This is a genomic window from Pseudomonas sp. P9_31 (assembly GCF_034008235.1).
Lineage (GTDB): Bacteria > Pseudomonadota > Gammaproteobacteria > Pseudomonadales > Pseudomonadaceae > Aquipseudomonas.
This window is the reverse complement of sequence record NZ_CP125375.1, coordinates 2,644,181-2,669,235: the sequence shown is the minus strand read 5'-3', so window position 1 is coordinate 2,669,235 and position 25,055 is coordinate 2,644,181. Positions and strand designations below refer to the sequence as shown.

Below are 25,055 nucleotides of genomic sequence, written 5' to 3'. Positions count from 1 at the left end.
TGAGTTGGGCATTCTACTCGCTGTGCAGATTTGCATAAATCAACTCTGCGAGCTTTTTACTGATCCCGGGTGCTTTGGCGATCTCTTCGATGCTGGCACGAGACAGCTCCTGCAATCCACCAAAATGTTTCAACAAATCGCGTCGACGTGTCGGCCCGACGCCGGCAACGCCCTCAAGCGTCGAGGTGCGGCGGGTTTTCCCGCGCCGTGCACGGTGCCCGGTGATGGCAAAACGGTGAGCTTCGTCGCGAATCTGCTGAATCAAATGCAGCGCGGGGGAATCACCGCGCAAGGTGAATTCGTGGGCAGCGTCGTTGAGGTACAAGGTTTCGAAACCGGCCTTGCGCGTAGCGCCTTTGGCAACGCCGAGCAGAATCAGGTCGGGCACGGCCAACTCGTTGAGCACGTCACGGGCCATGGACAGCTGACCTTTACCACCGTCGACCAGCAGGATATCCGGCAACTTGCCCTCGCCGTCCTTCAATTTGCTGAAGCGTCGGGTCAGGGCCTGGTGCATCGCCGCATAGTCGTCGCCCGGCGTAACGCCCTCGATGTTGTAGCGGCGGTAGTCGGACTTGATCGGGCCTTCCGGACCGAACACCACGCAGGATGCGACCGTGGCTTCGCCACTGGAATGACTGATGTCGTAGCACTCCAGACGTTGCGGCGGCTCGTCCAGGCTCAGCACTTCGGCCAGGGCATCGAAACGTGCCGCGACGTGTTGCCGGTTAGCCAGACGTGCGCCCAGCGCTTGCTCTGCATTGGTGACCGCCAATTGCTGCCATCGCGCTCGCGTGCCACGTACGCGATGGCTGATGGTCAGTTCGCGACCGCGCAGCTCTTCGATGGCTGCGATCAGCGTCGGAAAGTCTTCGTGAACCACGTTGACGATCAGTTCGCTCGGCAAGTCGCGTTCGGGACTGCTGATGAAGTACTGGCCAAGAAACGCTGCCATGACTTCGGAAACGTCTTCTTCAATACCCACCTGCGGGAAGAAGTTCTTGCTCCCCAACACCCGGCCGCCGCGCACGCTGATCAAGTGCACGCAGGCGCCACCCGGGTTGACGAATGCCGCGATCACATCGACATCGCCCGTCCCGCCTTCCATGCTCTGCTGGTCCTGGACCCGGCGCAGCAACGAGATCTGGTCACGCAACTCGGCGGCGCGCTCGAACTCGAGGTTGACCGCCGCCTCCTCCATGGCTGCGGACAACTCGTCCGCCAGTGCATTGCTGCGACCTTCAAGAAACATCACCGAGTGGCGTACATCTTCGGCGTACACCTCAGGCTCCACCAGGCCGACACATGGCGCCTTGCAGCGTTTGATCTGGTATTGCAGGCAAGGCCGCGTGCGGTTCTTGTAATAGCTGTCTTCACACTGCCGAACAAAAAAAGCCTTCTGCAGCAGGCTCAGACTTTCGCGGATCGCACCTGCGCTGGGGTAAGGACCGAAATACTTGCCCTTGGCCTTTTTAGCCCCCCGATGGATGCTCAAGCGTGGGAACTGGCCATCCGAAAGAAAGACATAAGGGTAGGATTTGTCGTCACGCAGCAGGATGTTGTACGGCGGGCGCCACTCCTTGATCAGCGTCTGCTCAAGCAACAAGGCTTCGGTTTCGTTGGCCGTGATGGTGGTTTCGACCTGGGCGATACGGCCTACCAGCGCAGCGGTCTTGGGGGCAAGACCGGTTTTGCGGAAGTAGCTCGCCAAACGCTTCTTGAGATTTTTGGCTTTGCCGACATAAAGCAGGCGGGCATCGCTGTCGAACATGCGATAGACACCCGGCCGTCCACTGACCGTCGACAGAAAAGCGCTTGGATCGAAGGTTTCAGTCATTTTCAGAGGCTGGCATCAACCATGCCGTGACGAACCGCCAACAGCGTCAACTCGACATCGCTGCTGATCGAAAGCTTTTCGAAAATACGGTAACGGTAGGTATTCACTGTTTTTGGCGACAGACACAACTTGTCGGAGATGATCTGCACCTTCTGACAGCCGACAATCATCAACGCAATCTGGATTTCCCGCTCCGACAAGGCGTCGAAAGGCGAATCGTTGGTTGGCTGGAACGACTTGATCGCCAGTTGCTGGGCAATCTGCGGGCTGATGTAGCGTTGCCCGGCAAACACCAGGCGAATGGCCTGGACCATTTCCGGCAATCCGGCGCCCTTGGTCAGATAACCCGCGGCACCTGCCTGGAGCAGCCGGGTAGGAAACGGATCTTCTTCGCACACGGTGACCGCGACGACTTTGATGTCCGGATGACTGCGCAATAATTTGCGCGTGGCTTCAAGACCGCCGATCCCGGGCATCTTGACGTCCATCAGCACCACATCGGGTTTCAACTCACGCGCTTTTAGCAGGGATTCCTCCCCTGACTCAGCCTGGCCGACTACTTGCAGGCCATCGATGTCAGCCAGCATTCGTGTAATGCCTGTACGAACGAGATCATGGTCATCGACTACTAGCACCCTAATCAAGCAGACACCTCGCGATTTGGTCTTATTGGGTTGCCGGACACCTTAGCAAAAAGCGACTGGCAGACCTAGCGGAAAGCAGCATATAAAAAGTGTCAATTCTTCTTGCGAGGCTTGCCATCTATGTGTTTCAGCGATGCAGTTCATTGATATCACGCTGCATTCTCAGGAAACACTCGTCTTTGCCGACCACCTTCAGGCCTTTTCTCTCGTAAAGCATTTTTGCCGGATTATTTTCAAAGACGGTCAGACGCAATGCCGGGCGTCGTTCCTTGCATGCCATGACGAATACATGATCGATCACCCAGGAACCGGCGCCCTGCCCCTGGTACGCTTCAAGTAAATGCAGTTCGCGGATGTACAAGGCTCTGGCGTCACGACTCAGGCTGACATAACCGATCAGCGTGTCATCACGCACAATCAGCCAGTTTTCGCGTCCCTCCCAGGCAACATCGAAAGCTTCGTCCAGCCACAACAGTTCATGTTGAATGTAGTAGCGAAGCATATTTCGACAAGTCAGGTTACGAGCGAAGTCCAGGTCCCGAGACGTTGCCGGACGCAATTCGAACCCCATTCAAGCCTCCGCGACAGCCACGACTTGCCCCTTCCAGCCATCAACATTGCGGCGAGCAACGACCATCAGGTTCCCCGTACCCGGCGCTGCCGCAATCAGCGCCCCGTCCGCAGCCCAGATTGCACTGCGCCCTGCCGACTCCCAGCCACCCGTTGCGCCGCCATGGTTGGCCATCAGTATCATCATCGAGTGAGTGCGGGCATAGCCTTGCAATAGTGCGGTATCAGGAGCGTAGCCGTTTTCTGTGATCAACACGCCCGCAGCATAAAGATCAGCGCCCTGCCGTGCCGCTGCTGCCGCGTGACTGGCGTGAGAAAAGTCGGCGCATACCGCCAGCGCGACGGTATCGGTGCCGATCGTCAATGTCGAACCGCCCGTTCCCGGGGCAAACGCCGCCTCCTCGCCCGGGTGCAAATGCTGCTTGCTGTAAATTCCGAGCGAACCATCGGCACCCAATACCAGAGCACCGATCAGTACCGGCGAATCTTCCGACAGACGAATCGGCATTCCGACGACACTGGTCACACCGACTTCCCGTGCGAAATCGCGCAGCGGTTGCAGCACCCTGGCGTCTGGCGCGATGGCAAGCTCCTGCGCCAAACCACGCTCATAGCCGGTCAGCGACAGTTCCGGAAACACCAGCAATTGCACGCCCTGCTCCGCGGCAACCTGCATGAAGCGCTGATGCCAGACCATATTGGCGGCAAGCTCACCGGCGATGGAGATCGACTGAGCGGCGGCAATGGTCAGTGTCGTCATGGTTTCCGTCCTTGTGACGTTGTTGTGGTTGGGCGCAGCGCAAAGTGTGTCACAACGCCCGACGCACTCAAGCGATAGAAAAGCCCATGATCATCGATAGCATTTTCTGATTGAATCCGCGTACCGGCCTCTAGTAAGCTCGGTTCACTCATCGGAGACAGACCATGTTCAACGCCCTCTCACAGCTTCGTACCGCCAGCGCCCCGCGCTCGGTTGCGGCTGCCCGGGCGAATGACGTTTGTGCTTCGGTCAGCTCTTATTTTGGGTATTGGTTTAGCCACTGGCGCGCCTGATACCCACACGGCGCCCACTTTAAACGGGTCGCCACCAGAGAATTCTCAACCCCCGGTCGGCCTCCCGACCGGGGGTTTTGTTTTTTCAGCCCTGAACATTTTTAGCGTCACACCAGACATCCAGGAGTTTTGAACATGAATTACGCCACTTATTACCGTTACGACAGTTTTACCGCCTGGCGATTTACCAGCCTCCGCTCGGGACAGCCTGCCGCCTCCGATCGGTCACCCACAGGTGGCAAGCACACACACGCAGCCAATCCGGCCAATTGTCGAACACCCCAGTAGGGCCGAGCGTGCGGGACGAACCCGCCGCCAGCCCAGGAAGCCCGAATATGAACTCGTCCATCTCTGCTCTGCCGCTGTCCACCTTGAGCCCTGCCAATGAAGCGCTGACCTTGCGTCTGCCCAGCTCATTGCAACTCAAACAGCAACTGCCACTCAGCAACGCCCTGACCCAACAAGTCGCCGCCCACCGTCAGGCAGTCCGCGCGATCCTCAACGGTGAGGATTCCCGTCTGCTGGTGATCGTTGGTCCCTGCTCGATTCACGATCCCCGCTCAGCCCTCGAATACGCCGCTAACCTGGCCCACCTGTCTGCACAAGTCAGCGATGAGATGCTGCTGGTGATGCGCGCCTACGTCGAAAAACCCCGCACCACGGTCGGCTGGAAAGGCCTGGCCTACGACCCGCATCTGGATGGCAGCGATGACATGGCGGGCGGTTTGACGCTGTCCCGCGAATTGATGCGCGAAATGCTCCAATTGGGTTTACCCGTTGCCACCGAGCTGCTGCAACCGATGGCCGCCGGCTACTTTGACGATCTGCTGAGCTGGGTCGCGATTGGCGCCCGTACCACCGAATCACAAATCCACCGGGAAATGGCCAGCGGCCTGTGCATGCCGGTAGGGTTCAAGAACGGCACCGATGGCGGTGTGGCTATCGCCAGCGATGCCATGCGCTCGGCCGCCCATCCGCATCGCCATTTCGGTGTCGATAGCCAGGGGCATCCTGCAATTATTCAGACGCCGGGCAACCCCGACACCCACCTGGTATTGCGTGGCGGCCATCACGGCCCGAACTACGACCGCGACAGCGTCGCCAAGGTGCACAGCGATTTGACCAGACTCAAGATCCCGGCGCGGATCATGGTCGACTGCAGCCACGCCAACAGCGGTAAAGATCCGCTGCGTCAGCCAGCCGTGTTCAACGACGTACTCGAACAACGCCTGCAAGGCGATCGCTCACTGGTCGGCATGATGATTGAGAGCCATCTGTTCGAAGGCTGCCAGCCGTTGAACCTGTCGTTGCGTTACGGGGTGTCGGTAACGGACGGCTGCCTTGGCTGGAGCGGGACGGAACAGTTGTTGCTGCAGGCCGCCGAACAACTCCGTGTGCAGCGCCGCACTCAACAGCCGAAATGACCAATGACAGCCTTCCAGTTCTCAATAGAAAACTGGAAGGCTGTTGACGTTAAATCAGTTTACGACTGCACTCGCACTAACGTGACTTCGGACTGCTGGCTCACATCGTCGAGACGTTCGACTGAATAGGCTATTCGGACCGTCAAGTCCCGATGCTCGCGCCAGAACCTGTAGGGAACGACAAACACCAACGGTTGGCCGGCCATTTCCCTGAAAACCTCACGTTCATCGCGGTGACTGAAATGCTCGCCGTCACACTTCAGGTAGACCAGTTCGCCCTCTTCGGCCTGGACATTGTCGATCACGACGGTGACACCATCGATCGCATCTTGCAGCTCCAGCCAACCCTCATCGGCTTCCAGCACGGAGGGTGGCAAAAGCGGTCCTCGTTCCAGAGGGCCGATCAACAGCTTCGCAGGTTCAGAGAAACGTGATGTTTGCCCCTTCTGCTCGACGCAATAGCTGACCGTAACAACTGCCCCGAGATTGGGTGCAATACAGTCGGGAGGTATCCAGAACGACAGTTCGCCTTCTATTGCAAAGGATTCGACTGTCAATGCGTCATTGAAGCTCGCTTGTGGCGTACCCCCTGCCCAAGACAGCAAGACCCGATCTCCAGCCGCCATCCGGGCATACCGTCTGATCGTTATGCTCGCGCCCTCGGCGACTCTGCCCGGGTCGAGCGTGCCGCCCACTGCATCGTCCACAATCGCAGGCAGCAAATCTGGCCGTGCATCACCGACATACAGGTGTAAACGCTCGGACTCCACTGGCTCACAAAGGAGCGCACTGTAGAGCCTGTAGTAAACCTTGAGCGATCCTCCATCCAGTGCGGCAATGTGTTCACCCGATACGCGAAAGACCACCGCCCTGCCCACCTGAGTTTCGCTGACGAAACGCGACACGTCGTGCCAATACGCAACCCCCTCTGCATCAATACCTGACCAGAACATTTCCAGTTTGTCTCCGCAGGCCATATACGGGTAAGGCGCAACGGTGACGATGGCTTTACTTTCCGACGGATCGAGCACCGAGTTATCCGCCTGCTCCAGCTGTGGTGCCGCCATGCATTGCTCTACAACATTGAGGCTATCCGCTTCATAAAAAGTCATTCACACGCTCCAGTCCCTGGAATAAATGCCGCCTTGAAGGTCGGCATCGAACAAAGCCCATTGAACCCCACGGCGTTAATCCGCGATGCCGGACAATCGCGTCGGTTTGTACGGAAAAAAGACGTTTCATAAGTAGGTCATTACGAAGAAGCGTCCAGTCATCGCTAAAAAGATGTCCAGATATTCCGACCAAGACCTCATGTTCATCCGAACTTTCGCACCATTTCTATTCCGTTTTCATCAGGTTACAGCGGCTTTTTCATACATCACCGGGCGGCTGGTGTGCTTTAGAGTGCGCCCTTAAGCACACACCTGACCTACTGCGAAAAAGGAATGCACATGCTACGGAATGCAAACACTCACTATCCGATCCTGCTGGTCCACGGGCTCTTCGGCTTCGATCGCATTGGTAATCTGGAACTGTTCCATGACGTCAAACTGGCCCTGAGAAACGCTGGTGCAAGGGTTTTCATCCCGCACCTGTCGGCTACCCACAGCAATGAAACCCGCGGCGAACAACTGTTGGCGCAGATCGAGCGGGTACTGCAAGGAACCGGTGCAGAAAAAGTCAACCTGATCGGTCACAGCCAGGGCGCACTGGCTGCACGTTATGCGGGGGCGCTGGCGCCAGAGGCGGTCGCTTCAGTGACATCGGTCAGCGGGCCGAATCATGGCTCGGAACTGGCCGACTTCCTGCGCAAGGCACTGACCCCCGGACGCCTGCCAGAACATGTCGCCGGAGCGGTGGCTACTTTGTTCGCCGACTTCCTGTCGTTGCTCAGTGGCAACCGGCACCTGCCGCAGAACGCCATCGCCGCGCTCAATACAATGACTACCGAAGGCGTCGGCGCATTCAACGACAAATACCCTCAAGGGTTGCCGAAAACCTGGGGGGGCAAGGGTCGCGAACTGGTTAACGGCGTGCGCTACTATTCCTGGAGCGGCACCCTGCCGGGAAACATCCTCGATGAGGGGCTCAATGCACTCCATCCGCTGCACGGGTTCCTCCGGGCCTTTTCCCACTATTTCACCACCGAAGCCGAGCAGAATGACGGCATGGTCGGCCGGTTCAGCTCCCATCTGGGTAAAGTGATCCGTTCGGACTATCCACTCGACCATCTGGAGAGCCTCTGCCAGACAACCGGTCAGGTGCGCAAGGGTATCGACCCGATCGCCCTGTATGTGCAGCATGCCGAACGCTTGAGGAATGCCGGCCTTTAAGCCATGCCATATAAAGCCGGACGAAACTTTGAGAGAGAAATAGCCCACTGAATCCGGTAGGCTCCGCACTTTACTGAACATTGAATGGAGTATTTTCCCATGGCCAAAGCCACTGCCCGTCACATCCTGGTTGCCACCGAAGCCAAGTGCAACGAACTCAAGGCCCAAATCGAAGCCGGCGCCGATTTCGCCGAAATCGCCAAAGCCAACTCCACCTGCCCGTCCAGCCGCCAGGGCGGTGACCTGGGTTCGTTCGGCCCAGGCCAGATGGTCAAGGAATTCGACACCGTGGTCTTCAGCGCACCGATCAACGTGGTGCAAGGCCCGGTCAAGACCCAGTTCGGTTACCACCTGCTGGAAGTGACCAGCCGTCAGGACTGATCGACCCTTGAGTTTTCTACACAACGGCCCGCCTTTTGGTGGGCCGTTGTGTTTTCGTTACGTGATACGGCTGGCGAGGGACGCGCCGCTAGCGTACAAATTGTGCTTATCGATCATCCGGCTATAAGGCTGACAATGCGACTGGCTTTCCCCACTTGGTTGTTCACTGCCGCGGCCCTGTTGTTGGGCGCCGCCGGTGTGAATGCTGCACCGCAACAGGCGTTGACCGTATACGGTGAACCGGCGAAGTATCCCGCCGGCTTCAGTCATTTCGCCTACACCAACCCGCAAGCGCCGAAGGGTGGCACGATGCGTCGCTCAGCGCTGGAAATCGGTCATTTCGACCATGTCCTGCCGTACATCGACAAAGGCATTGGTGTCACGCAGATCGACGGCTTGATCTACTCGCCCCTGGCCCTGCGTTCGCTGGACGAACCCTACACCGTGTACGGCCTGGTGGCGCAACAGATGGAGCGTTCCGACGACGGTTTGTCTCTGCGTTTCTACCTGAACCCGAACGCCCGTTTCGCCGACGGCAAGCCCATCACGGCCGAAGACGTGCGCTACACCTTCAACTTGCTGATGACCCAGGGCAGCCTGCGTTATCGCACACAATTCGCCGACGTCAAAGGCGTCGAAGTGGAGTCGCCGCGAACCATTCGCTTCGACTTCAAAAGCAATGAAAACCGCACCCTGCCCCTTGATATCGCCACCTTGCCGGTATTTCCCGAACACTGGTGGAAGACCCGCGACTTCGCCAATGGTGGCGGTTACGAACCGCCACTGGGCAGCGGGCCATACAGGGTGAGCAAGGTCGACTCCGGGCGCAGCATCACCTTCGAGCGTAACGCCGACTGGTGGGCCAGGGATTTACCGGTCAGCCGTGGCCTCTACAACTTCGATCATTTCAGCATCGAGTACTTCGGCGACACCGACGTCGCCCGTCAGGTACTACGTGGTGGTGCCTACGACTACAACCGCGAATTCTCCGCCACCGCCTACTCCATCGGCTATGAGAGCCCGGCCCTGAGCGACGGTCGCCTGCAAAAAACCCACCTGGCCAAAGAGGCACCGCAATCGTCTCAGGGCTTTGTGTTCAACCTGCAAAACCCGATGTTTCAGGACCGCCGCGTGCGCCAGGCCCTGGCCATGCTCTGGGATTTCGAGTGGAGCAACCGGCAGATGATGCGCGACCTGTACATCCGCCAGCAGAGCTTCTTTTCCAACACCGACCTCGCCGCCCGACAACTGCCCGACGCGGGTGAACGGGCGATTCTCGAACCGCTGCGCGGGCAGATCCCCGACGAAGTCTTCACGCAGGTCTTCGAAGCACCGAAAACCGATGGCAGCGGCGTGATTCGCGATAAACAGTTGCAAGCCCTGGACCTGCTCGAACAGGCGGGCTGGAAACCCGATGGCGATCAACTGGTCAATGCCGAAGGTCAACCGCTGAGCTTCACCTTCCTGATCAGCCAGAACGGCATGGACCGATTGTTGCTGCCTTACAAACGCACCCTGAAACAAATCGGTATCGACCTGAACATTCGCCGCATCGACGCCTCCCAGTACGTCAACCGCCTGATGTCCCGGGACTACGACATGATCGTCACCGGCTACCCGGTCACCAACTCGCCGGGTAACGAGCTGTACAACTACTTTGGCTCGGCGGCGGCCAACGATCCGGGTTCCAACAACTACATGGCGCTGAAGAATCCGGCGGTCGATACGTTGATCAACGGCCTGGTTCGGGCCAACACCCAGGCCGACATGCTGCGCTACGCACATGCCCTGGACCGTGTTCTGCAATGGAACTTCTATTGGATTCCCAACTATTACCCGCCAGGCAGTTCGACCCTGTGGTGGAACCGCTTCGGCATTCCCGCTGTGCAAGCGAGCAATGACGAAGCCATCGAGAGTTGGTGGGAAGTCAGTTCCACACCCCTGACCAACGAACAGATGACCGCCGAACTCATCAAGCGCGGCAAACCCGGAGGGCCGCACTGATGTGGGCTTACATACTGCGGCGTTTGCTGCTGATCATTCCGACGCTGGTGATCATTCTTCTGGTCAATTTCGTCATTGTCCAGGCGGCGCCCGGTGGCCCGGTGGAACAGGCTATCGCGAAGCTGCAAGGCATCGGCGGCGCGGGGGTCGGCGGCGGTTCCAGCGAGACAATGCACGGCAGCTCACGGGCCAGCCGCGGGCTTGATCCGCAGCTGATCAAGGAGATCGAAAAGCAATACGGCTTCGACAAGCCGGCGCCGGAACGCCTGTGGCTGATGCTCAAGAGCTACGCCCATCTCGATTTCGGCAAGAGCTTTTTCCGCGGCGCCACGGTCACCGACCTGATCCTGGAAAAAATGCCGGTGACCATTTCCCTCGGGCTCTGGGCGACGTTGATCACTTATTTGGTGTCAATTCCGCTGGGCATCCGCAAGGCCGTGCACCACGGCAGTCATTTCGACATCTGGAGCAGCACCGCGATCATCATCGGTTACGCCATGCCGGCGTTCCTGTTCGCGATGTTCCTGATCGTGGTCTTCGCCGGCGGCACCTCGTTGAACTGGTTCCCGGTGCGCGGCTTGGTCTCGGACAACTTCGAGTCGCTGTCGACGGTGGGCAAAATCGCCGATTACTTCTGGCACCTGGTGTTGCCGGTGACGGCGCTGGTGATCGGCGGTTTCGCCACCCTGACCATCCTCACCAAAAACTCCTTCCTCAATGAAATCACTCGCCAGTACGTGGTCACGGCCCGCGCCAAGGGGTTGAGTGAACGCCGAGTGCTTTACGGCCATGTGTTTCGCAACGCGATGCTGCTGGTGGTGTCGGGGATTCCGCAGGCCTTCATCAGCGTGTTTTTCGCCGGCTCACTGCTGATCGAAGTGATTTTTTCCCTCGATGGCCTGGGCCGCATGAGTTACGAAGCCGCTGTATCACGGGACTATCCGGTGGTATTCGGCTCGCTGTTCATCTTCACCTTGTTCGGCCTGCTGATAAAAATCATCGGTGACCTCTGCTACACCCTGGTCGATCCGCGTATCGACTTCGCCGCGAGGAATGCCTGATGTTCAAGCTCTCGCCACTGGGCCGTCGCCGCTTCGAACGCTTCAAGAAAAACCGCCGGGGCTGGTGGTCGCTGTGGTTGTTTGTCGGCCTGTTCCTGCTGACCCTGGGCGGCGAGCTGATCGCCAACGACAAACCGCTGATGGTCAGCTACCAGGGCTCGTTGTACTTCCCGGCGCTCAAACGCCACACCGAGCAGGAGTTTGGCGGGCAACTGCCCTTTCAGGCCGACTACCGCAGCGATTACGTGCAGAAGCTGATCCACAAGGACGGCGGCTGGATGCTGTTTGCGCCGATCCCGTTCAGCGACGACACGCCCAACTACGACCTCAATCAACCGGCGCCGAGCCCGCCGTCGAAGGTCAACTGGCTGGGTACCGACGATCAGGCCCGGGACGTGCTGGCCCGGGTGATTTTCGGGGCGCGGGTGTCGATCCTGTTCGCGCTGGCTCTGACCTTTATCAGCGCGTTGATCGGCATCGCCGCCGGTGCCCTGCAAGGCTATTACGGCGGCTGGGTCGACCTGCTCGGTCAGCGCTTGCTGGAGGTCTGGTCCGGGTTGCCGGTGCTGTACCTGCTAATCATTCTGTCGGGCTTCGTCGAGCCGAATTTCTGGTGGCTACTGGGGATCATGGCGCTGTTTTCCTGGCTGGCCCTGGTGGACGTGGTGCGTGCCGAGTTCCTGCGCGGGCGCAACCTCGAATACGTCAAGGCCGCCCGCGCGCTGGGCCTGACCGACCGCAAGGTGATCGTGCGGCACATTCTGCCCAATGCGATGAACGCCACCCTGAGTTATCTGCCGTTCATCCTGACCGGGGCGATTTCCACCCTCACCGCATTGGACTTCCTCGGCTTCGGCATGCCAGCCGGCAGCGCGTCCCTGGGCGAATTGATCGGTCAAGGCAAGCAGAACCTGCAAGCACCATGGCTGGGGCTGACGGCGTTTTTCACCCTGGCGCTGATTCTTTCTTTATTGGTGTTCATTGGCGAGGCGTTGCGTGATGCCTTTGACCCTCGTTCCTGAAGCGGACTGTTGATATGAGTGACAACCTGATCGAAATCCGTGACCTCAACGTAGCCTTCAGTGGCCAGACCGTGGTGCGCAACCTGTGCCTGGACATCCGCCCCGGCGAATGCCTGGCGTTGGTCGGTGAGTCGGGCTCCGGTAAATCAGTGACCGCTCACTCGATCCTGCAACTGCTGCCCGAAAATGGCACGCAAACCACCGGCAGCATTCGCTATCGCGGCCAGGAATTGATTGGCGCCGACACCAAGGCCTTGCGCGAGCTGCGCGGCAACCGGATCGCGATGATCTTCCAGGAGCCGATGACCTCCCTCAACCCGCTGCACAGTATCGAAAAGCAGATCGGCGAAACCCTGCTGTTGCACAGAGGGCTGGGGGGCAAAGCGGCGCAAGCGCGGATTCTCGAGTTGCTGCAACTGGTGGGCATCCAGAAGCCCGAAGAGCGGCTCAAGGCCTATCCCCATCAACTGTCCGGCGGCCAACGGCAACGGGTAATGATCGCCATGGCCCTGGCCTGCGAGCCGGAGCTGCTGATCGCCGACGAGCCGACCACCGCACTGGATGTGACGGTGCAGCGCAAGATCCTGCTGCTGCTCAAATCCCTGCAACAGCGGCTCGGCATGTCACTGCTGCTGATCAGCCACGACCTCAATCTGGTGCGCAGCATCGCCCAGCGGGTGTGCGTGATGCACGCCGGGGAAATCGTCGAGCAGGCGCCCTGCGAGACACTGTTCACCGAGCCGAAACATCCTTACAGCTGTGTGCTGTTGAATGCCGAGCCAGAAGGTGAAGCCCTGCCCCGGGACGAGCGTGAGAAAGTGCTGGAAGTGGATAATCTGCGGGTGCAGTTCGCCATCGGTGGCGGACTGTTTCAGCGTAAAACTTACCTGCGCGCGGTGGACGGCATCAGCCTGAACGTTCAACGCGGCAAGACCCTGGGCATTGTCGGTGAATCCGGTTCGGGCAAATCCACCCTCGGTCAGGCGATCCTGCGCCTGCTCGACTCAGAGGGCAGCATTCGCTTTCAGGGTGAGGCCCTCGATGGCCTGACGCAAAAGCAACTTCGGCCATGGCGCAAGAAGATGCAGGTGGTGTTCCAGGACCCTTACGGCAGCCTCAGCCCGCGGATGTCCGTGGCGCAGATCATCAGTGAAGGCCTTGAGGTTCACAGCCAGTCCACCCCTGACGAATGCGAGGCCCAGGTGATCCGGGTGCTGGAAGAAGTCGGCCTCGACCCGCAAAGCCGTCATCGCTACCCGCACGAATTCTCCGGCGGCCAACGCCAGCGCATCGCCATTGCCCGCGCGCTGGTGCTGAAACCGGCGCTGATCCTGCTCGACGAACCGACCTCGGCCCTCGACCGCACGGTGCAAAAACAAGTGGTCGCCCTGCTCCGCCAGCTTCAGGAGAAACATGGCCTGACCTACCTGTTCATCAGCCACGACCTGGCGGTGGTGCGCGCCCTGGCCCACGACATGATCGTGATCAAGGACGGCAAAGTGGTGGAAAGCGGTGCCAGCCACGACGTGTTCGACTCGCCGCAGCATCCCTACACCAAAGAACTGTTGGCGGCGGCGCATCCAGGGTGGGCTTACTGAACGCCCTGCTCTTGAGGGTCAAAAACAAATACCTGACCGGGTGCCGCGTTCAATGTCACTCGCATGATCGGTATGTATCGTCCGGACACCTGAAAATAGTCCTTTTGGTCATATTGCGCGCCAGCCAATCCATTTCCACCGCCAAGCGCTTGAGTGGTGTAGATGAACGCTTCGATGGGCAGTTGTGATGGATTGTCCTGAGGCCAGGCAGCGACCATAAACTCGTTCCAGCCGTAATAATCACTGCGATTCAAACGCACGTCGATGCTGAGCTGGAATTGCTGTGGATCAAGGTCGAATGCACATGAGGAGTTCGGACGGGCAGCATACCGCGCAGTCCATGCCTGGACACTGGTAACCCCCAATTCACCGCACATTCCGCCGCGGACTCTACAAGCGTCCGCTGAACCACCGGTACCGCCATCAAATGGATAAGCACATCGCAAGCTCATGGGGTTGCCTACCGGTGCAGCCTGTTCACGGATGACGAATCCCTGGACCTTGTAAAGCCTGATGACACCGGCGTCGGCTCGCAGATAACTGAAAGAGGCACCGTTGCCGCGCACCGATCCAGGACTGGGATTCCACGAATGAAACGCCGTCGATTGGTCAGTCGTGCGGATCAGTACCCCATTGCAATAAAACGCTGCCCGACCATCCCGGCAGGTCGGTGACGTATCGGCATACCGTGCATTCAATCGGGCGGCTACTTGATAGCCCACATACAATTGATCAGCCTGATTGAAACCAAAGAGGCTCTGTTGTGCATCATCGCGCTGCATCCGCAGGATCGGCAGCCACTCACCGGTTGCCCGAAAATACGCCAGTTGATCCCTCTGTGCTCCACGCAGCGCACCTGCGGTGCCCAAGTCATAGAACAGCGCCTGCAATGGAGCTCGGGCCGGGGCCCCATCATCCCAATTCTTGACCGAGGCCTCGGAATTCGACGCTGCCGGCAATACATCAAGTTGCTTGCCCAGGCCGATCGCTGTGAACACATCGGTAAACACGAAACCGTTAGGTCGATTTGCAAGTACCGGGGCACGATCAACCCGCCAATAGTCAAACCGTTCAACGCCGGAGGAAACCGCTTCCGCGCTGAGTTTCCAGAATCCCACTGTCGGCGCATTCTGCGAGCGACGTGCCAACACGCCACTGCAATAATGAATCGCAGTGGCACCGACACATTCACTGACGGACAGCCGATAACGGGCATTGAGCAACTGCGCAACTTCAGGTCCTGTGACCGCCCAGACACCGTGGGTAAAGAACAGACTCAGAAAAAGCCCGACAAACCACCTCATATATCCTTTCCCTCGTTCCATAACGAACCCTCCTCCTGAAAGTACATTCCGATTGCGACGGCTGCTCACTACGTGCTCTGGTCCGATGGCTCGTAGAAAAATACATTCGCGCCGGGTGAGTTGAGCGCGACCCGAACGATCGGCACCGTCCGGGTGGCGGCAGCCGATTCCTTGAAGATCAACCCCTGGTTGCCGGCGATCTGTAGCATTCCCACATTGGCTCTTGCCCAAGAGAACGAAACACCATTACGCCCCACCGAGTTGGGGCTGGGGTTCCATGCATGAAACTGGGTCGAAACGGCAGTGCCACGTATCAATACACCGTTGCAATGGAAGGCCGCACTGCCGTCGCGACAGGTGATGGCGGTATCGCGAAACCGTGCATTGAGGCGGGACGCCACCTGGTATCCGAAATACAACTGATCCTGTTGATTGAAACCAAATATCCGTTGCCCGGTATCACCCAGATCAAGACGCAGAGTGGGCAGCCACGTCCCCGTCGCCCGAAAGTAATCATGTTGCGGGCCAGTGACAGCCTGGGCAATCCCACCAAATTGCAGGTAAAGCAATAGCGTGCTGTGAATCAGCAAACGATAGACGTTCATGTAATCTCCCCCTGGCGCTACGCCATGAGCTTTTCTCAGCGAATGGAAATACCCAATACCTGATGCAACTCACTCAGGTCGGCCGAGGTGAAGTGGGGATCCAGCGGATCGTTTTCGCGCTTATCCAGATCGACGATCCAGGCGGTGTTGGCACCGTTGAGTTCACCGGTCCAGAACGGGTAAGGCAACAGTTCGAAGTAATCGGTCAGCGAGCCTGCATTGGCACTGTAGATACTCATCAGTTGTCGCAGCTGGGCCAGTGTGGCCGGTTCCAACCCGGCTGCCATGCAGGCGTTGCGCATGCCGGACCAATTGGCGGTAGCCGTCAGGAAGTGCAGTTGACCTATTCCGGTAACAGTCAGGTTGTAGCTCTTGGCTTGGCCGACACTATCGGTCGCGCGGATGGTGCAGATGCCGTTACCCGTGGCAGTCACCTCCCCTTGTCGTTCAACGCTGGCAACCGTGGTATCGCTGCTGGTGTATTCATATGGTGCGACACCCCATGTGGCCTCTCGGGTGAAACGGGAGAACGCAGGCGAGGTGAGTGGCGGTTTACCGGTCACTACCACATAGTTGTAAGTCTGTAGATCCAGCGTGTGCTCACCTTCGAAACCGGCCTTGATCTCAAGCTGCAACTCCCGGGATGTGTGCAGTCGCTGGTTGCCAAACCAGACTTCATAACTCACCCGAATCACGCTCCCCAAGTGCTTGGCGAATTCATCAGAGAGAACACTGAACCACGGAGGTGTCTCACCCTGGTTCGCCCTGATTTTGATCTTGTCGATCAGCACCCTAGAGGCGCCGTCCGGGGTGAAGTAAAGATGCACCTCATCATTGAATTTCATCCCGATGTACGAGGCCAGACGGACAGCCGTTCTCTCTGGCAGCGACTGCGGATCCAGCGCTCCCTCGGGACTGGAACCGTCAACAGTCGGGGCAATCAGGGTTGTCATGACACCATTGATTTCTTCAAGCATTTTCGGATACCTCAAAGTCGGTCAGGCACTCGGCGCCCTCACGAGGCGACGAGTGACAAAGGAGTTGATTGGGGGGGGCTATTGAGACTCGGTGATCCCATCGGCCTGGGTACTGGCCATTTCCATACCCGTGGCTGTGCTGTCGATGTAGGAAACAAAGCCATTGAGACCGGTGGCGCCCCCGATGGCCGTTGCATGTCCCCAGGTGACTACACGGTTGTCGGAAGTCAGCGCAATGAACCCGTGCGAGTTGGTGTAAATGGCCACAACGTTCACCAATTGCGCGGCTACCGGTGCGGTATTGCCGCCCAATGTTGCGTTGCCCCACGCAAAGACACGACCATCGGCACACAGCACTGCAAAGGCATGGGCCGACCCTACAACCTGAATCGCATTGGTCAGGCTGGCAATTTGGGCGGGGACAACCCCGGCCGGGGCGGCTCCCCACGCAGCGACGCGATTGTTTTCTGTGATACCGGCAAATGCCTGCCAGGTAGAAGCGACATCCACAAATCGCAACGCTGCGATACCCGGATAGCTGGTGAGATTGCCGCCATAAGCGTTATCTCCCCAGGCGACGACATTTTTTCCGCTGGTTAGCGCAACAAAAGCACGGGCGTTAGCGCAGCACAGTCGCTGGATGTCCGTACGATTGGCGATTGCCGCCGGAATACTGCCGCCATAAGCTGCGCCACCGAAGGCAAACAGACGCTTTGTCTGGGTAATGCCGGCAAACGCCTGGTAGGAACAGATGAGCTTTTCCACGTTATTGATGCCAGGGACCGGGTTAGCCACACCGCCCGCAGCAGCAGCGCCCCAGGCAGTGATACTGCCGTCCATCCGTTCTGCCGCGAACGCCAGGCCACCATTGAAAATACGCTTGATATTGCTCAGCCCCCCCGCTGGCAGCGTCCCACCGTTTGCGGCTCTGCCCCAGCATCGTACGTCACCGGTAGTGGTCAGCCCGGCAAAGGCGTAACTGTTGCTGGCGATCGTTTTGAACCCGTCAGGACTGATGGCACCCATATTGCCGCCACTGCCTGCTTCCCCCCACGGCAACGCGGCGCCTTCCCGGGTCAATGCCACGAAAGCACCACCGGAGCAAAAAACTGCGCGCAGATTCTCCTGAATCAAATACACCGGTGGAATGTTGCCGCCATATGAGGCGTTACCGAATCCGACAAGATCACGACCACCAACGGCCCCACTACCCGACCTCCGGGAATCGCGCAGCACGGCGACCGCTGCAGCGCCGCTGATGTTGGCGTCCACACCATTGCCACAGACGTTGACGGGATTGAGCGTCACCTGATCAGTCGAAGAGCGCACCTGCAACGCCCGTTCGGAGTCCGTATCGATGAATCGAGTGCCCGCTATCCACACGGTATCGCCGACATAGTGCCACTCTGCCAACATCGGCTGAAGCGTCTGTGCGTTGAACGCCCACATCAAGCAAGGCAAACTTGAAGATCGATAGGTGTTGGAGTTATGGCGGGCTCCCATGACTTTCAAAGTTCCCGATCCGATCACCCGACGCACATCGAAGTTTTTGAACTCCGATGCTTCAATGGGGCCGCCGACTTTACGTTTGATGGTGTATCCCAACGTAAAACTGCCGCCGTTATTCTGCTCGATGAATGTCCGGGAAATCTTTCGGGTCAGTTCCTGACCTTCGTCACTCTTGAGTACGGTGTAAACAATCGGAGAACCACCACTGGGTGTGAGCGTGACCACATCCCCTTCTTTAAGCTGTGCGGTCACGCCAATTAACGCGCTTGCGCCATCAGCAAGAACATCATCAGGATTGATCTGATCCTGATTGGGCCCTTTCGCCTCGCTGATTGCTGGCAGAGGTAGAGCCGCCTCCTGTATGTTCAGGAGCAGCACTTCTGATTCCTGTACGCCCCCTGCTTCGCGCTCGACCTCATACCAAACCTGCACACCAACATTTTGATTTGCCTGCACATGCTTGTAGGGCACCTGATGCACGAAAGGTTTCCCGTCATCATTGAATGAAATGGGCTGTTCGTAGTAATAGTCCGTGTTCGCATCGTTGCCGGCAGCACCATCCCACCAAAGCTTTATAAAGTCGCCAAACTTCAAGTCTGCATCATTGATCCGGATAGAGGCTCCATTGACAATGGTATCGCTCGGTTTGACCACACCGTTCGCATCGGCCTCCAATACATTCGGTTTGGGTAGAAGCGGCAGCTCGGCGTTGCCGATGCTCACGGTGGTACTGGCACCAAAACGTTCCGTGCCCGAGCCGTCTGTGGGTTCAGCCGAGTAACCAATCGCCAACCTGTAGCCTTTGTGTTCGTTGAGGAAATCCTGAGCCAGGTAAAACGATACCGGGATGTCAATATCGCGGTCGTCGATATCAACCGAGTCTTCATAGCGTTGCGAGTCCACCGGGTTATCCGACTGATACCACAGATAGACGGTATGGCCCTTCATATCCTTGAACGGCAGGACCTGAACCTCAGCATCCGCGAAGGGAGGCAGCTGTTCGGGATCCAGCACCCCATCCACAGCATCCACCACGAAAACGGCCTCCAGATCGGGCTTGGGTTCGCCCACCCGCACGCTGTGACGCAATGATTCGACGGCCAGTGGATCGTCCTGACTGGAACCCACCTTGTAATACACCTCCAGCGGCCCGCCATCGATCTTGCCAATAAAACTCGCCTGCATTGGAAAGGTCATGTCGCGTGTGGCCTGAGAACTGCTGATGCGCCGCCCGCTGTCATACAGATGCACAACTCCGCCAGGGGCCGTACCAATGGCATAGAAGTGCAACCAGACCTGAGGTGCAATCGCCGCATGAGGGGAGACAATCCCGGTGGCCGCTTTAGTGGGGTCCACCACGACACCATTGATCGGCAGGATCTTTGGCGCTGGCAGATTCACTGCCGTCCCTTTGATCCATACAGTGGTTCGACTGGAGCGTCGAGTCTTGCCGCTGCTTCTCTTGGTCAGTTCATAGCGAAAGTAAATGTGTTCCCGAGCCAGTTGCTGAACCGTGGCACTTGGCAGGAAAAATCTCACCGTACTATCAATTTGCGTAACGGTTTTGGTCTCGGTGAACACCACAGACTCAACGCCGTCCTTGATCTGCGAGACCGACAGCTTGACGGTGTCCTGCAGTTCGAAGGTCACCGGCCGGGTGACAACGTCGACCTGGATGTCCTTGTTACCCAACGCTGCAAGATCATAAAACAACTCACCGGTGTCCGGGTCGACCTTCACCGCTTCCAGGATGACCGGACGCAATAGATCACCAATCACCTCGACATACACGGTAGTGCGCAGCGACCAGTCGCTGGCACGGTTATGCACCTCGTCAAGCGGACGCCAGATGAAAATCTGGTCACCGTTGCCGGCCTTCTGAATGACGTCCAACGGTACCTTTTCCTGGATTTCCTGACCGACCTGATCAAGCCCCACCGTGATGTGAAACTCGTACCCGCCCCAACTGCAGGTAATGACGTCGAATTGCCGCATGTTCGGATAAGGTCGAATAGCGAACCTCACCCCTTCTGCGGACTCCGCCAGTTCCTTGGTCACTCCGCCAGCCGGAACATTGAGTAACACAGGCGCCAGAAGCCGGTAGTGACCGGGGCGATCCGGCTGTGGATCCGTACCGCCGGGTAGCAGCGTTCTGATGAATACCTCCAGCGGTGGAGATGTTCCGTAGTTTTGGCTATTGCGAGTAATGACGTACCAGAAGGTCTGAAAACCCGCTACGAGCAAATGCCCTGGCAAGAACACGTGGGAGATTTCATTTTCCTGACCGGCCATCAGGTAGAACGACAACAAGGGCGTTGGATCGAGGCTGGAGAATATCTGGATGTTGTCACCCGATTTGGAATCGGTGTAAGGGTCCACGTTCACCAACAAGCCATTGGCATTGGAGGTGATCATGCTGCGGTTGACGCCAAACCGGTTTGGGTTGGGTGTACCGTCGGCATCGTGGATTTCCGGAATCTGGCCCGGAATGTAAATCGGCGCCAGCGCCAGAACTCCCGAGCTTTGTTCTGAAAGTAATTCCGGCAACAACTCTTCAGTGGTCATCTGCAGTCTCCTGTCTTTAAATGAGGCGCACAAGCGAGGAACAAACATCGCCGTTGGATGAACTCATTCGACACCTGGATCAGTGCGGGCACAACTGTCAGAAATAACAGGTCAGCGATTGCTTACGACGAACGGTCACACCCTATTGCGGCCTTCGCGAGCAGGCTCGCTCCCACAGTCGATCTGTGTCGTTCACAAATCCCCTGTGGGAGCGAGCCTGCTCGCGATGAGGCCCGCACAGACACCACACTTTCTGGATAGGACACCCATGAACACCACCGAAAGCCTCAAGGACTACCAGCGCGTTCGCACCCTGGCGATCCGTTCGCTGTTCGAAATCATCGAGCAATCGAGCGAAGGCACGGTGATTGTCGACCGTGACGCGAACATCGTCTGGATGAACGAGCGTTATGCCCGGCGGTTCGGTCTGGAGTCGGCCTCAGGTGCCATCGGCAGGGCCTGTGAAAGCGTGATCCCCGGCAGCCTGTTGCGTGAGGTGGTGCGCACCGGACGGCCGATCCTGCTGGACATGCAGGACACCCCCAAGGAACCGCTGGTGGTGATGCGCCTGCCGATTCACGACGACGCCGGCGCGGTGATCGGCGCCATCGGTTTTGCCCTGTTCGACGAATTGCGCAGCCTTTCGCCAATGCTTAAGCGCTACCTGAGCATGCAGGAAGAACTGGCATCGACCCGTTCGTTGCTGCGTGCACGACAAACCAAGTACAACTTCGCCCATTTCATTGGCACCAGCGCCGCCAGCCTGGAAGTCAAACGCCGCGCCCGGCGCAGTGCCAGTGCCGAGTCACCGGTGTTGTTGCTCGGCGAAACCGGCACCGGCAAGGAGCTGCTGGCCCAGGCGATCCACGGCGCTTCGCCTCGAGCCCACAAAGCCTTCGTCAGCATCAACAGCGCGGCGATTCCCGAATCGCTGCTGGAAGCCGAGTTCTTCGGCACAGCACCCGGCGCGTTCACCGGGGCCGATCGCAAGGGCCGCGCCGGCAAGTTGCAAATCGCCCAGGGCGGCACGCTGTTTCTCGACGAAATCGGCGACATGCCGCTGCCACTGCAAAGCAAGCTGCTGCGTGTGCTGCAGGAAAAGGAATTCGAGCCGGTGGGCTCCAACGAAGTGATCCAGAGCGATGTACGGGTGATCGCAGCCACCTCCACCGATCTGGAAGCAGCGATCAAACGCGGCGAGTTTCGCGCCGATTTGTATTACCGCCTCAACGTGCTGCCGATCCAGGTCCCGCCCCTGCGTGATCGCCTCGACGACCTGCCGGCCCTCAGTGAAGCCATTCTCGAGGAACTGCGCAGTCAGCATGAACTGAACCGTGAAGCCCTGGATTTGTTGGGGCAACACGCCTGGCCGGGGAACATTCGGGAACTGCGCAACGTGCTGGAACGCGCGGCGTTGCTCAGTGATGATTTGATGCTGAACGCGACGGATATCCGTGCGGCGATTGGTAGCTTTACGCCGGTAGAGCGTGCAGCGCCTCTGCCCCTTGAGCCGATTGCCCATGAAACCTTCAGTGAAGCTCGCGAACGGTTTGATCGGCAGTTGATTGAATCCACCCTCGCGCAATGCGGCGGGAAGGTGATCGAAGCGGCGGCGCGGCTGGGGTTGGGGCGGTCGACGTTGTACAAGAAGATGGTGGCGTTGGGGATTGCCGAGTCTCAATAAAGAGACATTGATCTCCTTTGGTAGATGGATTTTCAGGATCAAAAGATCAGCCTTCGGCAGCTCCTACGTTGGGTTTCCGCATTTCCCTGTAGGAGCTGCCGAAGGCTGCGATCTTTTAAGGCCCTCCGCCCGTCTCAAAACGGAGACAAACATTTTCCATAACGCTGATAGAAAACATAATCTCTATATATTTCAATAACTTACATAGATGGCACGAAACTCGCTAAAGCCCTCTCCTACAAAAGCTTCACCCTACAAAAATAACAATCGAAGGAGACACACCATGAGTGTGATCATTGCCTTGGCAGCCCTCACGCTGCTGATGGTGGCTGCTTACCGTGGCTACAGCGTTATCCTCTTTGCCCCGATCGCCGCCCTCGGCGCCGTCCTGCTCACCGACCCTTCCGCCGTTGCCCCAGTCTTCACCGGGGTGTTCATGGAAAAAATGGTCGGCTTCGTCAAACTGTATTTCCCGGTATTCCTGCTCGGTGCCGTGTTCGGCAAACTGATCGAGCTGTCGGGTTTCTCCCGCTCCATCGTTGCGGCGGCGATTCGCTTGCTCGGCACTCGCCAGGCGATGCTGGTGATCGTGCTGGTCTGCGCCCTGCTCACGTATGGTGGCGTGTCGCTGTTTGTGGTGGTGTTTGCGGTCTACCCGTTTGCCGCCGAAATGTTCCGCCAGAGCAATATTCCCAAGCGCCTGATCCCGGCGACCATCGCCCTCGGCGCGTTCTCGTTCACCATGGACGCCCTGCCCGGCACGCCGCAGATCCAGAACATCATCCCCAGCACCTTTTTCAACACCACCGCCTGGGCCGCGCCGTGGCTGGGATTGATCGGCACGATTTTCGTGTTCTGTACCGGCATGCTGTTTCTTCAGCGCCAGCGCAACAAGGCCCAGCGCAGCGGTGAAGGTTACGGTTCAGAGCTGCGCAACGAACCGGAAACCGCGCCAGACATCAAGCTGCCCAACCCATGGCTCGCGCTGTCGCCGTTGTTGATGGTGGGCCTGATGAACCTGCTGTTCACCCGCTGGATTCCGCTGTGGTACGGCAAGACTCACAGCCTTTCGTTGCCGGGCATGGCAGCACCGGTGACCACCGACATCGCCAAGCTGACGGCGATCTGGGCGGTCCAGGCGGCCTTGCTGGTGGGCATCGTCATGGTGCTGGTGTTCGCCTTTCAGACGATTCGCGGCAAGTTGGCCGAAGGCAGCAAAAGTGCGGTCAGCGGCGCGTTGCTGGCGGCGATGAACACCGCGTCGGAATACGGTTTCGGTGCGGTGATCGCCTCGTTGCCCGGCTTTCTGGTGCTGTCCGGCTGGCTCAAGAGCATTCCCAACCCGCTGGTCAACGAAGCGATTACCGTGACTCTGCTGGCCGGTATCACCGGTTCGGCGTCGGGCGGCATGAGTATCGCCCTGGCGGCGATGTCCGAGAGTTTCATCAGTGCCGCCCACGCTGCCAATATTCCGCTGGAAGTGCTGCACCGGGTTGCCGCGATGGCCAGTGGCGGCATGGACACCCTGCCGCACAACGGCGCGGTGATTACCTTGCTGGCCGTCACCGGCTTGACCCACCGCGAGGCCTACAAAGACATTTTCTGTATTACGCTGATCAAGACACTCGCTGTTTTTGTGGTGATCGGTACTTTCTACGCCACTGGCATTGTGTGAGGTATTCATGACGACTCTTTCGGGCAAGACCGCACTGGTCACCGGTTCCACCAGCGGCATTGGCCTGGGGATCGCCCTGAGCCTGGCCAAGGCTGGCGCCAATCTGATCCTCAACGGTTTCGGCGATGCGTCCAGGGTGATTGCCGAGGTTGAACAGCTCAATAATAAAAGCGGCGGCAAGGTCGGCCATCACCCGGCCGACGTCAGCGACCCGGCACAGATCGCCGACATGATCGAGTACGCCGAGCGTGAATTCGGCGGCGTGGACATCCTGGTCAACAACGCCGGCATCCAGCACGTGGCGCCGGTGGAAGACTTTCCGGTGGAGCGCTGGGATTCGATCATTGCAATCAACCTGTCGTCGGTGTTTCACAGCACCCGTTTGAGCTTGCCGGGCATGCGCGCCAAGGGCTGGGGACGGATCATCAACATCGCTTCGGTACATGGCCAGGTTGGTTCGGTGGGCAAGGCGGCGTACGTCGCGGCCAAGCATGGCGTGATCGGGCTGACCAAAGTGGTCGCTCTGGAAACCGCCACCACCCACATTACCTGCAACGCCATTTGCCCGGGCTGGGTGCTGACGCCGCTGGTGCAGAAGCAGATCGATGACCGCGCCGCGACCGGGATCGACCCGCAGCAGGCGCAACATGATTTGCTGGCCGAGAAACAGCCGTCCCTGGAGTTCGTGACGCCACCGCAGCTGGGTGAGTTGGTGCTGTTTTTATGCAGCGAAGCCGGTAGCCAGGTGCGTGGCGCTGCGTGGAATATAGATGGTGGGTGGTTGGCGCAGTAACCAGTCGCCAGCCTGC

At 58.5% G+C, this 25,055-nt stretch carries 19 protein-coding genes; 10 read left to right on the top strand and 9 right to left on the bottom strand.

Annotated elements, in window-relative coordinates:
- Positions 1-13 precede the first annotated feature (13 nt).
- The 4 genes from uvrC to QMK51_RS11885 all read right to left on the bottom strand — a co-directional run bounded on the left by uvrC (position 14) and on the right by QMK51_RS11885 (position 3,811).
- Entirely contained in the window at positions 14-1,837 is a 1,824-nt protein-coding gene (uvrC, locus tag QMK51_RS11900; protein WP_007933764.1) for an excinuclease ABC subunit UvrC, read from the bottom strand.
- A 2-nt stretch (positions 1,838-1,839) separates the two neighbouring features.
- On the bottom strand, positions 1,840-2,481 hold the full coding sequence (gene uvrY / locus QMK51_RS11895; RefSeq protein ID WP_008015884.1) for a UvrY/SirA/GacA family response regulator transcription factor: 642 nt from the start codon (positions 2,479-2,481) through the stop codon (positions 1,840-1,842).
- Positions 2,482-2,608: 127 nt separating this feature from the next.
- The gene (locus tag QMK51_RS11890) at positions 2,609-3,052 is read right to left on the bottom strand and encodes a GNAT family N-acetyltransferase (RefSeq protein WP_320394154.1); all 444 of its coding nucleotides are present in this window, start codon (positions 3,050-3,052) and stop codon (positions 2,609-2,611) included.
- Complete coding sequence (locus tag QMK51_RS11885; RefSeq protein WP_320394153.1) at positions 3,053-3,811, bottom strand: carbon-nitrogen hydrolase family protein; 759 nt, start codon at positions 3,809-3,811, stop codon at positions 3,053-3,055.
- 628 nt (positions 3,812-4,439) lie between these two features.
- On the opposite strand from QMK51_RS11885, the gene QMK51_RS11880 reads away from it, so the two are divergent.
- Positions 4,440-5,528: a 3-deoxy-7-phosphoheptulonate synthase gene (locus tag QMK51_RS11880; protein WP_320394152.1), complete on the top strand. Its 1,089-nt coding sequence runs from the start codon at positions 4,440-4,442 to the stop codon at positions 5,526-5,528.
- A 59-nt stretch (positions 5,529-5,587) separates the two neighbouring features.
- Here the strand turns inward: QMK51_RS11880 and QMK51_RS11875 are convergent, their stop codons facing one another.
- Complete coding sequence (locus QMK51_RS11875) at positions 5,588-6,640, bottom strand: hypothetical protein (protein WP_320394151.1); 1,053 nt, start codon at positions 6,638-6,640, stop codon at positions 5,588-5,590.
- 339 nt (positions 6,641-6,979) lie between these two features.
- Here QMK51_RS11875 and QMK51_RS11870 point away from each other — a divergent pair, with 339 nt between their 5' ends.
- The 6 genes from QMK51_RS11870 (at position 6,980) to QMK51_RS11845 (ending at position 13,927) form a co-directional block, all read left to right on the top strand.
- On the top strand, positions 6,980-7,861 hold the full coding sequence (locus QMK51_RS11870) for an esterase/lipase family protein (RefSeq protein ID WP_258700280.1): 882 nt from the start codon (positions 6,980-6,982) through the stop codon (positions 7,859-7,861).
- A gap of 99 nt (positions 7,862-7,960) precedes the next feature.
- Complete coding sequence (locus QMK51_RS11865; protein ID WP_258700279.1) at positions 7,961-8,242, top strand: peptidylprolyl isomerase; 282 nt, start codon at positions 7,961-7,963, stop codon at positions 8,240-8,242.
- A gap of 135 nt (positions 8,243-8,377) precedes the next feature.
- Complete coding sequence (locus tag QMK51_RS11860; protein ID WP_320394150.1) at positions 8,378-10,246, top strand: extracellular solute-binding protein; 1,869 nt, start codon at positions 8,378-8,380, stop codon at positions 10,244-10,246.
- Positions 10,246-11,307, top strand: coding sequence for a microcin C ABC transporter permease YejB (locus tag QMK51_RS11855; RefSeq protein WP_320394149.1), 1,062 nt, complete (start codon positions 10,246-10,248; stop codon positions 11,305-11,307). Before QMK51_RS11860 ends, QMK51_RS11855 begins: the two co-directional genes overlap by 1 nt.
- The gene (locus QMK51_RS11850; protein WP_258700276.1) at positions 11,307-12,329 is read left to right on the top strand and encodes an ABC transporter permease; all 1,023 of its coding nucleotides are present in this window, start codon (positions 11,307-11,309) and stop codon (positions 12,327-12,329) included. Before QMK51_RS11855 ends, QMK51_RS11850 begins: the two co-directional genes overlap by 1 nt.
- Positions 12,330-12,343: 14 nt before the next feature.
- A complete protein-coding gene (locus QMK51_RS11845; protein WP_320394148.1) occupies positions 12,344-13,927 on the top strand; it encodes an ABC transporter ATP-binding protein in 1,584 nt (527 codons plus the stop codon).
- On the opposite strand, the gene QMK51_RS11840 is transcribed toward QMK51_RS11845, so the two are convergent.
- From QMK51_RS11840 to QMK51_RS11825, 4 genes are all read right to left on the bottom strand, one after another.
- Entirely contained in the window at positions 13,921-15,252 is a 1,332-nt protein-coding gene (locus QMK51_RS11840) for a hypothetical protein (protein ID WP_320394147.1), read from the bottom strand. The genes QMK51_RS11845 and QMK51_RS11840 overlap by 7 nt on opposite strands.
- Before the next feature lie 47 nt (positions 15,253-15,299).
- Positions 15,300-15,836, bottom strand: coding sequence for a hypothetical protein (locus QMK51_RS11835; RefSeq protein ID WP_320394146.1), 537 nt, complete (start codon positions 15,834-15,836; stop codon positions 15,300-15,302).
- A gap of 35 nt (positions 15,837-15,871) precedes the next feature.
- Positions 15,872-16,813 (bottom strand): Ig-like domain-containing protein, encoded by a 942-nt coding sequence (locus QMK51_RS11830; protein WP_320394145.1) that lies wholly within the window; start codon positions 16,811-16,813, stop codon positions 15,872-15,874.
- 78 nt (positions 16,814-16,891) lie between these two features.
- Positions 16,892-20,887, bottom strand: a complete 3,996-nt coding sequence (locus tag QMK51_RS11825; RefSeq protein WP_320394144.1) for a hypothetical protein — start codon at positions 20,885-20,887, stop codon at positions 16,892-16,894.
- A 268-nt stretch (positions 20,888-21,155) separates the two neighbouring features.
- Between QMK51_RS11825 and QMK51_RS11820 the strand changes: the two genes are divergently transcribed.
- The 3 genes from QMK51_RS11820 (at position 21,156) to QMK51_RS11810 (ending at position 25,039) form a co-directional block, all read left to right on the top strand.
- Entirely contained in the window at positions 21,156-22,571 is a 1,416-nt protein-coding gene (locus QMK51_RS11820) for a sigma-54 interaction domain-containing protein (RefSeq protein ID WP_320394143.1), read from the top strand.
- A 283-nt stretch (positions 22,572-22,854) separates the two neighbouring features.
- Complete coding sequence (locus QMK51_RS11815) at positions 22,855-24,246, top strand: GntP family permease (RefSeq protein ID WP_320394142.1); 1,392 nt, start codon at positions 22,855-22,857, stop codon at positions 24,244-24,246.
- A gap of 7 nt (positions 24,247-24,253) precedes the next feature.
- On the top strand, positions 24,254-25,039 hold the full coding sequence (locus QMK51_RS11810) for a 3-hydroxybutyrate dehydrogenase (RefSeq protein WP_320394141.1): 786 nt from the start codon (positions 24,254-24,256) through the stop codon (positions 25,037-25,039).
- The last annotated feature ends 16 nt before the right edge of the window (positions 25,040-25,055 follow it).